The organism is Arcanobacterium ihumii (assembly GCF_900604515.1).
Taxonomy (GTDB): Bacteria; Actinomycetota; Actinomycetes; order Actinomycetales; family Actinomycetaceae; genus Arcanobacterium_A; species Arcanobacterium_A ihumii.
This window is the reverse complement of the sequence record NZ_UWOS01000001.1, coordinates 1,007,469-1,023,915: the sequence shown is the minus strand read 5'-3', so window position 1 is coordinate 1,023,915 and position 16,447 is coordinate 1,007,469. Positions and strand designations below refer to the sequence as shown.

Genomic DNA, 16,447 nt, shown 5'->3' with positions numbered 1-16,447 from the left:
CAAGTCACACGGTCTCTAATTCTCCTAGCTCACCGGTGTTTCTTAGAACACATCGTGAACCCAACACCTACACATAGACAGAGCGCCAGAACCAGCGTCAACCAAATTACCAACTTTGATCCGGTCTGAGAAAGCTCACTATCAAGGCGCGGAGCCGGAGCAACATCACTTCCTGATCCAGCTTGTGCGTTTCCCGCGCTGGAGGTCGCACCTGTTCCTTGAGAAGCACTCGAATCTGGGGCAGGGCTCGGCGTTGGGGAACTCGTGCCGCTTCCTTGAATAGTTAAGGACATCGTTGAGGAATTACCCGATTTATCAGTTGCCGTAACTACCAATTCACGAACGCCCTCCCACTGCGGAACTCCTGAAAGAGTCCTGGTAGCTTCATCAAAACTGAGACCACCAAGGGAGGAAGTGGCTTGGGTGCTTGCCGACGCTGGCTTATAGGCAAGTTGTGGAGCTATTAACGAAGCAGTTCTGAAAACCGCCATATCTCCTTGAGCAGAGTTCATTGCCTGTAGCTGCGTGGATGGTTTGATCTGCACAAGTTCCAAATCCCGCGTAGTCGGTAGGGTCTGCGCAATTGGCTTTGCCTCGGCACCAGTAGACTGCGGAATTTCTTTGAGCGAAACTGAAATCTTCACCCCTCCTGCATTATCGCGAGCAGTTACCGTAATCGGTGTAATTGCCTGCCCCTTTTTCACAACCTGTGGATTCCATGGAGTTGCCCATACTTCAGGAGCCGCCCGATCAACAAAATCAATCTTGTCTCCATTTAGTTTCAGCTCTATTGGTTGTGAGGAATTTCCCGCATAGTCAACTAGGGAATAAGCAATTGTAGACTTTACAGTGCGCTCTACGGTCAATCGTCCATTTTCGTCGTGATTATTCCATTGCGCATTATTATTCTTTCCACGGGTAGCAACCCAGGTTTCGTCACCCTTTGACGAAACCTTTTGCCAGTCAGTCGTCGTTGGATTCTTCAAATGGAATTTAGCTCCACCAAGCAACCCAAAGTCCTGCTTATGCATTGGCGCCGCATATGAATCATGGTAGCGACCCCGCTGACATACCTCTTTAACCGCACCTAGCTCTTTACCCAGCGGTGTTACACAGATCTGGAAACGCTCACCTTCCGGTGGTGCAACCATAGTCACATCGGTTTGACCAGCTCCAACCTGTACCTTTGCTTCGCCATGGTAGGGATTATTAGCATCAGCAAAGAGCGTCTTGAGCCGCACTTCATAACCTTGAGCCCCCGAAACAGCGTTCCATGCCAAACTAACCTTGCCGGCTTCTTTTGCTTCTACAAAGTGCCCTTGAGAATCAAGAGCAGTAGGAATAGTGAGGTTCTGTGGAAGTTTCGACTGCTCAACAACTAACTTTGCAGGAGCAGAATACTGCCCGTCTTTACCGACAGCGCGAACCTGCAAGGTAAAGTCACCTGAAATACCTACATTCTTTATGTAGCGCGCTTGCCCAAATCCGCGCCCAAATTCATGAACGTTCCCTTGGGAATCAATGCCTTCAAACACATAGGAATCCACTTCATTAAAGCTCTGCGGTTGCCAGGAAATATTCATCTGACCATCTGTAAGTAGCTCATCCACGTGAAGTCCTTGCGGAGCCTGCGGAGCTTCCTGACCCGAAGTAAGTGCCAGTTTTCCAACATTCACTTGAATTGGCTCAACACCACGCGCAGCATTCTCAACCTGAACACCAAGTGTCACAATTGTTTTTCCTCCATATTGACCTAGGTCAATCACAGATTCTTGCCACTGTCCGGTTGAATCACCAAGTGGGAACGTAATAGTTTTAGTCGGTTCATCAGCGAAAACGACGGCGAGCTGAGCGTTCGCCGTAGCTTGCGTATTCTTCCACACCACCGATGCCTTCGAACCGGCCGTTACCTTAAGATCGGTTTTAAAGAGCTTCACGGTTTGTGGAACGTCAGCCACGCCATAAAGTACAAGCGAGGAACCGCCGTCGTAAGCCCCAACTGGTGTAAACGGCGAGGTAACAGGCTTGCCCTGTAAATCAGTACGGGGCTGGTCACCGTAGTCAAAATCAGCTTTGAGCGTTGGTTGTTTTTCCGCGGTAATCCACCATTGCCAGGACGGCAAGATGGACTGCGCTCCCATATCTGAGAACTTCTTAGCAGAGCTCACAGTCCCCTTTTGGTAGGAACGCATTCCCTTTCCAGTGTTAAAGAGCGAGTAAAATTCAGTTCCAGAAATCACCGAACGGGCTGGAATGAAATCAGCGACGCCAATCCAACCAGTATTATTAATACCAACTTCTTCCCGGGTGATAAGGTTTGCAGCACCGGTTGCCGTAACGTCTTGTTTCGGACCGGAGAAGTACATACGCTCACGTTCAGAAACCATCCACTGATAGGAATCTTGCTGCATAAATGGCAAATTCGTGTCGCTTCGTCCCGTAATGTCCTTGATCTGATCATCAAGTCCACGCTGGTAGAAGTCTGACGGCGTGAACAGCGCAATTGAGGTTAAAGGTGAATGGTTTGTGGCCGAGGTGAAGCCTTGGTCAACACCACCGGTTCCACCAAAACCGGTTTGGTTAGCTTCAACACCTGCAAAAACTTCAGCATAGGGGTCATACCCATTGGCTTTTGCCCACGCGTTCATCGCTTTTCCATCGTTACCATAGTTCACAAATACCGAACTGTGAATGCGTCCATGCTGATTATCTCGGAGCCAAGCCGCCTTCGAGGCATTGAACTGCGAGTTGGTGTCGTACCACTGAGTGTAAAGACCTTGGGAAGTCAGGTAAGCCATAAACGGCTTAAATTCGGACGGATCGGACACAGCTTCTTCTTGGTTAAGGAAGTAGCCATCGAATCCGTAGTATTTTGCCATCTCCACGAGTTTCTGAGCAAGCAGATACCCTTGAGAATTTGGGTCTTTATCGAACATTTCTTTAAACGTTAGGCCTGGGCGGAAATAGGGATCAAAGTAAAGAATTCCGATCGATTTAACACCGTTGCGATGAGCGGCATTTGTGTATTCCGGACTAGGAACGCTTAGTACTCCAAATTCAAATCCGCGGTCACGCCAATTCGAGGTGGCAGGGTTGTAGATCGTTTGCGGAACTCCAAGTGATGCCGCTCCGTGCCAGGGCGACCAATAATCCGAGTACTGCCAAAAATTGAACGTGTGGTCAGAAAACGTGTTGTTGTATGTGGTTGAGCCAAAGAACGAGTTGCCGTAATCGCCCTGCATTAGCATGACCTCCGCGCGCCCATCCAGTTCCGGTTTGGCCTGCGTAGCTGGATTCGCTGCGATTCGTTTTTGGAGCGGAACGGTTGCTCGCAATTGGTTTGCAAATGGATCAGATTCTGGAGTCCAATCACGAATACTTTGTACTCGATATCCAGAAAGTACTGGCTGGGCACTAGCAACAGCAGCTTCTCCGGCGGGTGGATAAGAATCCGCTGCCTGCGCAGGTGAAGCTAGAAACGCAAATATTGACAGTGCCGAAATAAAAGATATGCGACGACGTGTAGAACGCATACAAAGCCCCTTCGCTTTGATCGACCTTCAAGTTGAGCAGAAAACCGCGAGCACAAGCGCACTAAATCGGTTTAGCTACTGTAAGGTACACGCTACCTAAGGTCTGTTGAGATCCGCAATCATTTTCTATAAATAGCTCAAATTAGATAAACCGCTCAAACGGTCTAGGGTTTTATTGATTAAAAGGTTGAGGTGCAATACCACCAGAGCTAACCTTTCCATTCACACCAGAATAGTGCTCCGCATGGTTGATTCACGCTCTTCTAAACGAGGATTCTCTTCTACAATAACGCGACACTCGTCCTTATTCAGAAGTTCAGACAGCACCGTTCCGGCATGCTCTCCAAGCAAACGCGCAGACTTCCTGACCGCAGTAATCGGTGGATTAAGCACCCGGCACACATCCGAATCCTCACACGAAACCATAAGTACATCTTCACCAACAGCTAGGTGATGGCGATGGACTGCCTGCACACCTCCAAGGGCAAGGATTTCATTATCGAAAACCAAGGCATCCGGAGCGTCTTTCGATGTTAAAAGCTTCTCCACTGCTTCATAGCTTGACGCCTCACTAACATCTACATCTTCAGCTACGACGACGTCTATCCCAAGTTCTTTTCCACGATTGCGGAGTGCCGCGAAGCGTGTTTGAGTATGCAATAGCGCAAAATTACCTGCCACGTAACCCAGGCGTTTAGCTCCCTGAACTTGGAGATGATCGACGATCGCCGTCATCATCGCCGCATCGTCAGCTAGAACAGCACCGAAATCTTTATGCTTGGCACCCACAAAAACACCAGGCATACCTAACTTACGAAGGAGGTCCGGACGTGGATCGTCGACTCGTGGGTCAATAACAACCACTCCATCGACTCTCCCCTGAGCCATCCACCTGCGATACATCGAAAGCTCTTCATCGAGGTTTGTGGCGGTGTGGAAAACTAGGTCAAGGTTCGCTTCGGTGAGCGAACGTTGCAACCCCACAATAAATTCAAAGAAGAAGCGTTCGTTGGAATATGCAGATTCTGGACGAGCAATAATTAGCCCAACCGCACCAGCTTTCGAACCGGACAACGCAATAGCCACCGAATTAGGAACCCAGCCCGCTTCTTTCGCGGTGCGCAGGATTCTTTCACGAGTCGCATCAGAAATTCCAGGGCGATTATTAAGGGCAAAGGATACCGCTGCGGAGCTTACCCCTGCTTGCTTCGCAATATCCTTGATAGTTGGCCTGCCCACGATTACTCCTAGAACCAGTTCGATTATTTCTATGAAACACTTTCCCACAAACTTTGCGTAAAGTCTTGCACTAAAGCGGTTTAGTTCCTATGCTACAAGGTAGGAGATTTCAATGACGCATATCTCAACCAAGGAGAACCGATGCACGATAACCGTCAGATCCTTATGCAGCGCGTGGAACGCACCCTGCGTGAGAAGATTCTGCCCGCACAGCATACTATTCTCACACCTCTTAATCTTAGCTTTTGGCGAGTTCCACGCGAAAACAACAATTCGGGTTTAGGTACAAATAGCAGCGTCATTGGCGAACCAGTTGCTCTCAACAGTGTTCCGTGGGAATCCTTTACACCGATTACGGCAGGAACTTCATGGGGTGCACCATGGGAAACAGTTTGGTTTAGCATCAATACCACCATCCCGAACCGTGAATTAGAAACGAACGACGTTTTCGAAGCAATCGTAGACCTCGGATGGGCAGACCACTCCGCAGGGTTCCAATGCGAAGGTCAGGTACGCGATTCAAACGGTCACTGTATCAAGGCAATCAACCCACGCAACCAATGGATTCCATTGCCGCAAGTGGCGGGAACCGAAGTCCAGTTCTCGATCGAGGCCGCAGCTAATCCTCTACTCTTAGAAGTCCTTCCGTTCCAACCCACCTACGACGGCGATAAACTCACGTCCTCTCTCGAAGATCTTTACACCCTGACTCGCGCGGATCTAACGATCCGTCACGGCGATGTTTACGATCTAGCTCTAGATATTTCAGTGCTTTTTGAACTCATCCAAGCTCAGCCTCATTTCGGCGATCGTGAATGGCACGTCCTCCACACTCTTAACTGCGCATTAGACGCACTCGAATTAGACGATATTCCACGCACCGCACACCTAGCTCGCGAAATCCTCGCACCTGAGCTGGCAAAACCCGCGCTTCCACATGCTCACCGTCTGAGCGCCGTCGGCCATGCACACATCGATTCCGCTTGGCTTTGGCCAATTCGCGAAACAAAACGCAAGGTTGTGCGCACGCTTTCAAACGTCGTCCGCCTAATCGAAGACGGAACGGGACTGGTGTTCGCGCTACCAGCAGCCCAACATCTAGCATGGGTAAAAGAGCAGGACCCAGAGCTCTTCGACCGTATCCGCACCTGTGTAAAAGAAGGTTCCATTGTTCCAGTAGGCGGCATGTGGGTGGAACCTGATGCCGTTCTACCTGGCGGCGAAGCTATGTGCCGTCAGCTCGTTGAAGGAATCAGCTTTTTCCGCCAAGAACTTGATTTTGATTGCAAGGAAGTTTGGCTCCCAGATTCCTTTGGATATTCGGGCGCTCTTCCACAGATTGCAAAAGAAGCAGGGATCGAACGCTTCCTCACTCAAAAGATTTCATGGAATCAGGTAGACACTTTTCCTCACCATACCTTGGCGTGGGAAGGAATTGACGGAAGCCGTATCTTCACCCATTTCCCACCTGCCGATACCTATGGATCGGAAGTTACCGGTGCTCAGCTGGTTCACGCCGTCGAAAACTTCAAAGAAAAAGGCAAGGCATCATGTTCGCTCCTTCCATTCGGATATGGCGACGGCGGTGGTGGCCCCACCCGGGAGATGATGGCACGCCTCCATCGATTCTCCGATCTCGAGGGCGCACCTCGCACTGTAGTTGAGTCTCCGCACGATTTCTTCGAGCGAGCCAAAGAAGAATACACCGAACTCCCTGTATGGGTTGGTGAACTCTACCTGGAGCTACACCGAGGCACCTTCACTTCTCAGATCGATGCCAAGCAGGGAAATCGCCGCAACGAAGCTCTACTCCGTGAAGCCGAATTGTGGTGTACAACCGCTGCTACGCGCGGAAAAATGGATTATCCGTACGACGATCTCCAAGCGGCATGGCACAAACTGCTTCTCTGCCAGTTCCATGACATCCTCCCAGGTACTTCAGTCGCTTGGGTCTACCGAGAAGTTCGTGAACTCCACGCTCAGATCTCCACAACCTGTGAGAACCTGATCAAAGAAGCCCTAACTTCCCTTGGCGTTTCCCTCACTGATCCAAATTCCGACGATGCGGCGAGCCGTCCAGCTTCGGATTCCCGCGTTCTCATTAACGCGGCGTCGTTCAAAACGCATAGCGTAGAGGCGCTAAGCATCAGTGCTCCACAATCACTGCACAGCCACATTACGGTTGACCATAACGCCCGTAGTGTTTCCACAGAGTTCTTTACCGTAAAATTTGATGAATCCGGATGCTGTGTAAGCATGCGTAATACTCAGGGCTTCGATTATATTCCACGAGGTCAACGTGCCGGCGAACTCCACCTCCACCAAGACTTCCCGAATATGTGGGATGCCTGGGACATTGATCCCTTCTACCGTGGTTCACAACGCACGGTAACCAATATGCATTTAGAAAAGATCGAAGAGCTTGACGATTGTGTACGAATCACCGCCGATGCCGCCTTCGATTCTTCACGGGTAACACTCGAGTGGTTGGTCTACAACGATCACGTCGATCTTCACGTTGAAGCCGACTGGAACGAGCAGGAGAAGATCCTCAAGCTTGTATTCCCAACGAATATCCACACGGATCGCGCCCAGTACGAGACCCAGATGGGATTCATTGAGCGAGCAACTCACGAAAATACTTCGTGGGACGCATATCGTTTCGAAGTTTCTACCCATCGCTGGCTTCGAGTCGCAAATGCTTCTCAATCCCTCACAATCGCCAACGATTCCACATACGGCTGGGACATCACCCGTCACCCGCACGAGCAGCGCGGAACCTGGAGCGCTATTCGAGCCACGTTGATTAAGTCGGCAAAGTATCCAGATCCACAACAAGACCAAGGTGTTCACAGCTGGAACTTCCGAATTCTCCCCAATGCCAACGTTCTTCGCGCAGTTCAAGAAGGTCAAAACCTCAATCTTGGGCGTCGTTTCGGAATCGGATCCACTGTTGAGTCTCTCATTGGCGTCGATGGAGCAGTTGTGGAATCAGTTTCGATGGCTCCAGACCGCTCGGGTGACGTCGTCGTTCGCCTCTATGAAGCGCAAGGTGGCCCACAAACCGTTCAGCTTTCGATCCCGGACGCAAGCAACGTCCGTTGCACCAATTTACTCTATGAAGATACCAACGACGTACCAACCGTCTCTCATCAGGAAGGCGATAGTTATTCACTAACCTTGGGCGCCTTCCAAGTAGCCACACTTCGATTCTCGGTGGAGGAACAATGAAATTTGGAGTTAATTACACGCCTCGCCAAGGCTGGTTCTATTCGTGGCTAGACTTCGACGCCGAAGCAGTTCGCGATGATTTTGCACAGATCAAGTCAATCGGCGCCGATCATGTGCGAATCTTTCCACTGTGGTCACTACTTCAGCCCAACCGAAATATGATTCGCTCCGCTGCGGTGGACGCCGTGGTTAAAACAGCAGAACTTGCTTCGGAAGCTGGGCTGGAAACCAGCGTTGACGTTCTGCAAGGGCATCTATCTTCGTTCGACTTCCTCCCCTCGTGGGTTGTGACGTGGCACGATCGTAATATCTTCACTGATCCGGACGTTGTTTCCGCTCAAAAAGATCTAGTTCACGTTCTAGGAGACGCGCTCAAAGACGTTCCGGGAACAACTGGACTTACCCTTGGAAATGAGTTTATGCAGTTCGCTGCGGAGCGCCACCCGCACCGCTCGGCCACATCCCCCGAGCAGGCGCTTTCTTGGCTCGATACCCTGATCGGCGAAGCCAAGCGAGTCTGGCCTGAAGGACGCCACGTTCAGTCGCACGACGACGATCTGTGGTTCAAACCTTCGCAGCCATTTGGACCAGTTGCCGCAACGACGCGTGGCGATTCAACAACGGTTCATTCCTGGGTATTTGGCGCACTTTCCCCTCGTTTCGGTGTCGATTCGCCTCAGCTTCCGTGGTTCGCTCGCTATCTTTGTGAACTAGCCACGGCATGGAGCCCCGACCCTCACCGCCCAGTGTGGTTGCAAGAAGTCGGCGCCCCAGAAAACTCAGTATCCGAAGATAAGGCTCCTGATTTCCTTATCGATACCGTGAATATCTTGATGGGAGAACACGGTGGAGGCGTAAGCCCGAACCTTGAAGCCATCACCTGGTGGTGTTCCCATGACGTCAACAGTAAACTCGTTGATTTTCCTTATTTTGAACACTCTCTCGGCCTCATTGATGAAAACGGAAAAACAAAACCGATTGGCGATGCTTTCGCAGCTTCCGCCGAAAGGTGGCGTGGAACGAATGCGCAATCACCTTGTGAACGAAACACGCTTTCCGTCGTCGTCACTGAAAACCAACGCGACATCAGCGATGCCAACGGATCGATCTTCGATTCTTGGATTGACCTTGCTTTCGACGGCGATGTAAGGGCGCTACACCTAACCGAACAAGGAGGTGAGGAGTAAATTCTTATTTGCCGTCATATTCACAATCCTTTTCGACCATTTATCTTCAAAGGAGAAGACCATGCGATTTAAAAAAGTTGCAGCTATTTCCGCTGTATGTGCACTCGCGTTGACTGCTTGCACCGGTGGCGGAACCGACAAGAAGGACGATTCTTCAGCCGCTGGTAAGGGCGAAGTCGCAGGCGACATCACTTTCCAGTCATGGAGCTTGAAGAACGACCGCTTCACCCCATACTTTGAGAAAATCATCGCTGATTTCGAAAAAGCTAACCCGAAAGTCAAGGTCAAGTGGGTTGACCAGCCAGGCGATGGCTACGAAGATAAGATCCTCCAGCAGGCAAACTCCAACGAGCTCCCTGATGTAATCAACCTTCCCCCAGAGTTTGCTTACAAGCTTGCTCAGGTAGATATGCTCGCTGACCTCGAGAAGGCCGACAAGAAGGGTCTGGAAGCGTACGTTGAGAATGCAACCGACGCATACCGCTACCCAAAGATGGATGGACAGTTCGGCTACCCTTGGTACCTTGGCACCGATCTGAACTGGTACAACACCGATCTTCTTAAGAAGGCAAATATTGACCCTTCCAAGCTACCTGAGAATCTTGACGACCTTTTCGCTATGGCCACCAAGGTAGCCAAGGCAACCAACGGCGAAGTTAAGATGATTTCCGATGTTCCACGTACCGGAACTCTTTCTTCAGCTGGTGTTGAGATCATCAAGGACGGAAAGTTCGTATTCAACTCTCCTGAAGCAGTGAAGGTTGTTCAACGCTACAAGGATGCTTACGCAGCTGGCGCAATGCCTGCCGAAGCGTTGAACGCTGACTACCTCGGAAACTCCCACCTCTACAAGGCCGGAAAGACCGCATGGACCACCGCGTCTGCAGGATTTGCTTCTGAACTTGAGAAGGAAGCACCTTCGTTACTTTCAACAACCGTTATCACCCCGCGTATCGGACATCCACCTCTCTTCATCCAGGGTATTTCAGTTTCGAAGAATTCGAAGTCTCCAGAAGCTGCTTTGGCATTCGCTAAGTTCCTCACAAACAACGAGAACCAGATCGAATTCGTGAAGATTGCTCAGGGATTCTTCCCGGGAACCAAGGAAGGCAACGCCAACCCAACCTCGTTCACAAGCGTTGTGAAGAACGAACTCCAGAAGAAGGCAACCGAAGCAGCTGCAAAGGCTCTTCCGGACGCAACTCCTGAATACCCAATTCAGTTCACCTACGACATGGATAAGTACCTCAAGCAGCAAATGGCTCTTGCGGTCAAGGGTGAACTTGGAATCCAAGAGGCACTCGATAAGGCTGTTGAGTACGCCAACAAGAACCTACAAAAGTAGGGATATTTAGTTAATCGTGTGGGAGCGGATGCTTCCCTGGAAATGTAACGATCTTTTCCGTTCCCAGTCCGCTCCCACATGACAACTCTGCAAGGAGAAACAATGAAGTTCCAGCGCTGGTATACGCCATACCTGTTGCTTGCGCCTGCCCTGATCTGGGTGATCGTGTTTGCAATTTGGCCATTCCTCAATACTGTTTATTTAGCATTCACAGACGCACGCCCGTTGCGCACACCTAATTTCATCGGGATGGAGAACTTCACTCAACTTTTTGCAGACGAACGCTTCATCTACGCGCTAGTCACAAGCTTGCTCTACGTGGTGTTGTGCGTTCCTCTTCTCACCTTCCTTCCTCTTCTGCTAGCTTTGCTCGTTGAGAAGAAAGTTCCAGGAATTTCCCTTTTCAGAACCACCTACTACTTCCCCGTAATTGCATCCGTAGTAGTCGTTGGCATTATCTGGAGCTGGCTCTTCGACTCGCGCGGAATTATCAATGAATCACTCCAGTTCGTTGGAATCACAGACGGTCCGATCGACTTCCTTATTGATCGGTGGTTGATCATCATCTCCGCCGCATCGCTTACGATCTGGAAGGGCTTGGGCTACTACATGGTGGTTTATCTTGCCGCTCTGGGAAATGTTTCCAAAGAACTTTATGAAGCTGCTGCTCTCGACGGTGCCGGATGGTGGCGTAGATTCTGGAACGTCACGGTTCCAGGTGTTCGCGGTGCGATGTTACTGGTATCAGCACTGATTACGGTAGCAGCTATGCGAGTATTCTCCGAAATATATGTTTTGACGAATGGTTCGGGCGGCCCGGGTGGTAAATCCCAGTCAATGGTTATGTTGATCCAGCAAACCGGAAAGGGCTTGAATGGAAACCTTGGTTATGCATCGGCAATTTCCGTGGTTCTTTTCGCGCTCACTATTCTTCCGCTTTTGCTCGTTATGTACATCAACCAGGGCGAAGAACTCCGCGAGGCAATGCGTCTGCGCAAGATTGCTAAGAAGGTACGGAAAGCCGAAAAAACAAATCTCAAAGCCGATTCCGGTACACAAGTTTCGATTGCAGCAGCCGCTCACGAAAATACCGATAGTGGCCTTAACGAAAGTGACGGCGTAAACGACGGCGCGAAACATCGCTTAGAGAGCACACAGGAAGGTGGGGAAATCCGATGAAAAAGAAGTTCGGTTTCCAAAATCTCCAAGGAAACGGAATTGAGCGCTCGACCGTTCTTAGTATGACCGGCCGGTACGTACTTCTAATCCTGATGCTCATTATTGCGGTTGGTCCATTCCTTTGGCAGCTTTCAACTTCATTGAAAGGTCCTTGGGAAGATATTTACTCATTCCCACCAAATCTGATTCCCGATGATCCAACGTTGGCGAACTACGGGGAAGTTACCCGTGCTATCCCAGTTGTTAGCTACGCATGGAACTCGCTTTTCGTCTCTGTTCTTATGGTTGTTACGAACATTATTTTCGCAACCTGTGCAGGCTATGCCCTTGCCAACCTCAAATTCCGCGGTCGTGGAATTGCTCTTGTTCTCATTCTTTCTACTCTCCTCCTCCCTGGTGAAGTTACGCTTACCTCGCAGTACTTGACGATTAAGTCGATGGGATTGGCAAACACTTTGGTTGGCGTGTTCCTTCCAACTGCCATTACAGCAATAAACGTTCTCCTTATGGCGACGGCGTGCCGCTCGATTCCGCCTGCTGTTTTGGATGCGGCAACGATCGATGGCGCCAACACTTGGCAACGTCTTCGCTTCGTGGTGTGGCCAAACGTCCGCGGTATGGCTTCGGTGGTTGCCCTTATGTCCTTCATCCAAGCTTGGGATGATTTCCTCTGGCCTCTGGTTGTACTCTCTGATCCTGCGAAGTACACATTGACTGTTGGAATGCAGTACCTAAACTCAGCATTCGCCTCAAACCCCCGAGTAGTTGCAGCAGGTACAATGCTTGCGCTCCTTCCGATCATCATCCTTTTCGCCTTTACACAGAAGTTCTTCTTCCGTGGGGTTGCCGACGGCGCTGTGAAGGGTTAACGCTAAACGTAAAGACCCGCGTCAGGCCTAGCACTACATACACAGTTGTTTCCCCAGTCAATCATTAGCCTATTGACTGGGGAACTTTTTGTGATCTTAGAGGTATTTAGCTAAACTTCTAGTCTTTTGAGCTGGAAAAACAGACAATATCAAATTGCTTTAATTCGATTTTCAATTACTTATTGACTTAAACAAGTCTCAACAACTAAACTGTTGAATGTTAAATCATCTTATTGATTAGGAGACGCACATGTCTGATCTACATAATATTCGTGGCACGTTTGCTATTGACCCAACTCACTCCACAATTTCTTTCGTTGCACTTCATGCAATGATTACTAAGGTTCGTGGCTCCTTTGCTGAATTCTCAGGAACTGCAACCGGCGATGCCTCTGCACCAGAAGACGCAAAGGTTAACGTTGAGATCCAGGTTGCTTCGGTAGACACCCGAAATAATGATCGCGATCAGCACCTGCGCACCGGCGATTTCTTCGATGCAGAATCGTACCCAACCATTACTTTTTCCTCGACTTCAGTCAAGGTTGTAGATGATGAGAGCATCGAAATCACCGGTGACCTCACCATCAAGGATCAGACCCACCCAGTAACGATTCCTTTCGAGTTTACTGGAGCCGCTACCGACCCATTCGGTAACCACCGCGTTGGATTCGAGGGTAAGACCGAAATCAACCGTAAGGACTGGGGACTTACCTGGAACGCAGCTCTTGAAACCGGCGGAATCCTCGTTTCCGAGAAGATCGTTATGGAGTTCGACGTTTCCTTGATCGAACAGGCGTGATTAACTAGTCGATCAGATCCACGAAACGTATGATCCATCGACTCTTAAAAATAGCCACTTAGAAGCCGCTCCTTGGCGCTGCCCATCCGGGTTGAGCCAAGGAGCGGCTTCTTCATCTAGAAAATTTTACGAATAACATCTTTAACTTGGCACCACACATCAGTGTTCGGAACGGAAAGTGCGCCGTGAAAAGTACCTGCAAACATATGAAGTGCAATATTTGCTCCTACATCGGCAAGACTGCGCGCTAAATCAATCCCCTCATCTCGGAGCGGATCTGCAGGATTAACTACTACTACGAACTTTGCGTGATCTAGAAATGCACGATCCTCTTTAAGAACCACTGCAGTTTCGGGAACAAACGAAAGGCTATAACGCTCGGGGAGATAGGCATCCCAGGCAAAACTAGCTGCTTCCTTGTTCCACACAGGAGCCTGATTCATAGTTACATAGGAGCGTGTATCTAATGTAGGGTCCAAGCATGGTTCTAGAAGCACTACTCCAGAAATTTGCTCTCTATCCTTATTCGATAAGATCCCAAGTAGCTGCGAAACTAGACCTCCGCCAGCAGAATCGCCAAACAGATAAATCGGAAGATCTTCGAAATTACCCCTGCTTTGGGACTGAGTAAAAATCCAATCAAACGCAGCTTTACAATCCATAAGCCCAGCCGGATATGGATTCTCAGGCGCTAAGCGATATTTAACCGCAACCACGTGGGCACTCAGTGACTTTGCAAGTTCAGCGTTTCGATCGTCGTCGAACTTTGGATCACCCGCAATAAACCCGCCACCGTGGATAGCTAACACCACACTACGTGGCTCCGACGAAACAGGAGTGAAGATGCGAAACTCAACGCCGGCGTCGTCAATACTGGTTAGGGACACACCTGCAGGAAGCGAAGTGTTATGCTCGAATTTGATCGCCGCTTCTTCGCGCAATCGAATCGGATCCCAAGTAGTTTGAACAGGTACATCAGGAATAATCGGAGTAAGTTCTGGGTCAAGGTACGGCTGGGCTTCTATAGAGACTCTTCCCTGAGCGTTTTGATTTTGGGTACGTGGTGCAGCTTGTAAACTAAGAAAACGATCGACTTCAGCGTAAAATGCCCGCGAGTTATCACGCCGGACCGTATGTGAAGCGTGAGGAATCGTCGCCGTAGAAATGAGTGGATTGTTTTGTGACGCGAGCGCGAGGGCATCGGTATCAAACAAGACATTTGGAGCATCACCCGAGATCAATAGCGTAGGTACAGCGAGGTCAGCCAAACAATCGCGGTCCACCACCCCTACGATTCCTGTTTTGAGAAAGTCTAAATCAACCTGCATCTTTGCCTGAAGCCAGCCCGGATATTCCTGCGCTGGCCAGTTTGGATACTGCTGCTTAATTTCATCCAAAGCCCACGCAGGATTGGACCGAATGCGCTCGATCTGCTCACATTCGGCATCGGTATTTTTAAGATATTGTTCGGCTTGATTGGGCAGTAAGAGCGCTGGATCTTCCAGAACCAACGCGGAAACTTTCGCCGGCAGACGTAAAGCCATTTGCGTAGCAACTGCGCCACCCATGGAATGTCCGATCAAAACACAGTTAGGGTTTGGCGCCGTTTTAAGAATTCGTTGAACAATAGCTGTGGCGGTTGTGACGAGCGCTTCAAACGGGCACTCCAATTCGCTGGTTTTGAATCGGGGTGAGATGCCGTGCCCAAGGTGATCAACCGTCACAACTTGCCACTCTTGGGAAAAGTACTGAACCAGGTCCGCTAGGCTCGCAGCAGAGTCGGTCACACCATGGAAAGCGATAATCGTACCTTTAGTCGGTGTGCCAGCAGTAGTGTAACTAAGTAGTGGCCGAGTGGGGTGGTCTACTGCCACGGTAATACCTCTTCATCTAGGGATCCGATACAGACTTTGATTTACGTGAAACCACGTTTCACTTCGGCGTTTTTGCTTCTTCTTTGACCTCACGCCTTCCGGTTTTTAGTATTTCACAAAGTGTTTTATACCTGGGTTTAAACCCCACCCAGAAAACTACGAAAAAGAAATACTCGCACCTTACACGTTGAGACTATCGAGAGTCGTTATAATTAGTTTTCACACACGGGTTCGTTTCGACTGCTTGCACTTAATCGTTTCGGCACAAGCCCAGAATGACTTTTCTTTAACCCGCGCTTGCGATGATGCCAACGCGAGTTATCACGCAAGGAAGCGGAGGAAGACGGCGATGCGCTTACGAAAAACAGCGGTAGCGTCTCTAGTAGCATTGACGGTTCTCGTTGGTTGCCACTTTTTCTACTCAACCTAACCCAGATGAGATCGTATGGAATGAATTTGGACCATGGATCAAGGAACGCGCCGAAAGACTTGGTTATGCAGATCGCCCTATTACAGAACCTTATAAAGGACCTCAAGCTATATCTCAAGAGGAACAAGAGGCTGAAGCAAAACGCGAAAAAGAAGATCCCGCTATCAAACAAACCAATCCAAACGTGGTCATTTCCGATAAAGATATGGACCGTATTGCCGAAGTCTGCGATTCAAGCCCCAAATATCCTCGATTTCTGATGAAATCTGATCTTAATATCAAGGCCTCTGGAGGTAGTTCCGACGACATTCCAAGAAGTGAAGCTGGAATGTCCGTACTTGAAGAACTCAAACAGTACTATACCGCGGCTGGCTATAAAACATACGACGATTCACTTGGACTTATTGGCATCGAGGGCTCGCATCCCGAAGTGATCGACGCTGAGCAGATCAAGATAGCTTTAACCGAAGTTGAATGTAAAACAAAGATCAATGCCATACCTCGACTAGCAGATGCACTTGCTGAGCTCCAAGCCTCTGCAAGTGAGAAATATGCCAACGAACTCACCGAGCAAAAAGGTTCGATAAACAGGTGGCGGAAGCAAAAGAATATTTGACGAAATATTCATCCCCTCAACTGACCTACCAATTCTCGGTTTCAAACGGGAATTGACGTTATTTCATCATATAAGGAAGCGAGAAAGGTAACGATCCCTTGCTCAAGCCAAAGAATACATCACTAACCACCCAGACCTATTCCAA

10 protein-coding genes are annotated in these 16,447 nt (G+C 49.6%); 7 read left to right on the top strand and 3 right to left on the bottom strand.

Annotated features, from left to right (window positions below):
• Positions 1 to 29: 29 nt before the first annotated feature.
• A complete protein-coding gene (locus EIH22_RS04545) occupies positions 30 to 3,533 on the bottom strand; it encodes an endo-beta-N-acetylglucosaminidase (protein WP_124054581.1) in 3,504 nt (1,167 codons plus the stop codon).
• Positions 3,534 to 3,755: 222 nt separating this feature from the next.
• Positions 3,756 to 4,772, bottom strand: a complete 1,017-nt coding sequence (locus EIH22_RS04540; RefSeq protein WP_160149022.1) for a LacI family DNA-binding transcriptional regulator — start codon at positions 4,770 to 4,772, stop codon at positions 3,756 to 3,758.
• 141 nt (positions 4,773 to 4,913) lie between these two features.
• Here EIH22_RS04540 and EIH22_RS04535 point away from each other — a divergent pair, with 141 nt between their 5' ends.
• The 6 genes from EIH22_RS04535 to EIH22_RS04510 all read left to right on the top strand — a co-directional run bounded on the left by EIH22_RS04535 (position 4,914) and on the right by EIH22_RS04510 (position 13,382).
• A complete protein-coding gene (locus tag EIH22_RS04535; protein ID WP_124054579.1) occupies positions 4,914 to 8,003 on the top strand; it encodes an alpha-mannosidase in 3,090 nt (1,029 codons plus the stop codon).
• Positions 8,000 to 9,190 (top strand): glycoside hydrolase 5 family protein, encoded by a 1,191-nt coding sequence (locus tag EIH22_RS04530; RefSeq protein ID WP_124054578.1) that lies wholly within the window; start codon positions 8,000 to 8,002, stop codon positions 9,188 to 9,190. The genes EIH22_RS04535 and EIH22_RS04530 overlap by 4 nt, the downstream gene beginning before the upstream one ends.
• 61 nt (positions 9,191 to 9,251) lie before the next feature.
• Positions 9,252 to 10,535, top strand: coding sequence for an ABC transporter substrate-binding protein (locus EIH22_RS04525; protein WP_124054577.1), 1,284 nt, complete (start codon positions 9,252 to 9,254; stop codon positions 10,533 to 10,535).
• A 102-nt stretch (positions 10,536 to 10,637) separates the two neighbouring features.
• Positions 10,638 to 11,714 (top strand): carbohydrate ABC transporter permease, encoded by a 1,077-nt coding sequence (locus EIH22_RS04520; protein WP_124054576.1) that lies wholly within the window; start codon positions 10,638 to 10,640, stop codon positions 11,712 to 11,714.
• Positions 11,711 to 12,583, top strand: a complete 873-nt coding sequence (locus tag EIH22_RS04515) for a carbohydrate ABC transporter permease (protein ID WP_124054575.1) — start codon at positions 11,711 to 11,713, stop codon at positions 12,581 to 12,583. Before EIH22_RS04520 ends, EIH22_RS04515 begins: the two co-directional genes overlap by 4 nt.
• Positions 12,584 to 12,833: 250 nt before the next feature.
• The gene (locus tag EIH22_RS04510; protein WP_124054574.1) at positions 12,834 to 13,382 is read left to right on the top strand and encodes a YceI family protein; all 549 of its coding nucleotides are present in this window, start codon (positions 12,834 to 12,836) and stop codon (positions 13,380 to 13,382) included.
• Between the two features lie 116 nt (positions 13,383 to 13,498).
• Here EIH22_RS04510 and EIH22_RS04505 read toward each other — a convergent pair whose 3' ends face one another.
• Complete coding sequence (locus EIH22_RS04505; protein ID WP_124054573.1) at positions 13,499 to 15,256, bottom strand: alpha/beta hydrolase; 1,758 nt, start codon at positions 15,254 to 15,256, stop codon at positions 13,499 to 13,501.
• 401 nt (positions 15,257 to 15,657) lie between these two features.
• Between EIH22_RS04505 and EIH22_RS04500 the strand changes: the two genes are divergently transcribed.
• Positions 15,658 to 16,302, top strand: a complete 645-nt coding sequence (locus tag EIH22_RS04500; protein WP_124054572.1) for a hypothetical protein — start codon at positions 15,658 to 15,660, stop codon at positions 16,300 to 16,302.
• Positions 16,303 to 16,447: the final 145 nt, after the last annotated feature.

Excerpts from the sequence above, each read along its gene's own strand:
- EIH22_RS04525 (WP_124054577.1), top strand. The coding sequence starts at position 9,252 with ATGCGATTTAAAAAAGTTGCAGCTATTTCCGCTGTATGTGCACTCGCG.
- EIH22_RS04510 (WP_124054574.1), top strand. The coding sequence starts at position 12,834 with ATGTCTGATCTACATAATATTCGTGGCACGTTTGCTATTGACCCAACT.
- EIH22_RS04535 (WP_124054579.1), top strand. The coding sequence starts at position 4,914 with ATGCACGATAACCGTCAGATCCTTATGCAGCGCGTGGAACGCACCCTG.
- EIH22_RS04515 (WP_124054575.1), top strand. The coding sequence starts at position 11,711 with ATGAAAAAGAAGTTCGGTTTCCAAAATCTCCAAGGAAACGGAATTGAG.
- EIH22_RS04530 (WP_124054578.1), top strand. The coding sequence starts at position 8,000 with ATGAAATTTGGAGTTAATTACACGCCTCGCCAAGGCTGGTTCTATTCG.
- EIH22_RS04545 (WP_124054581.1), bottom strand. The coding sequence starts at position 3,533 with ATGCGTTCTACACGTCGTCGCATATCTTTTATTTCGGCACTGTCAATA.
- EIH22_RS04520 (WP_124054576.1), top strand. The coding sequence starts at position 10,638 with ATGAAGTTCCAGCGCTGGTATACGCCATACCTGTTGCTTGCGCCTGCC.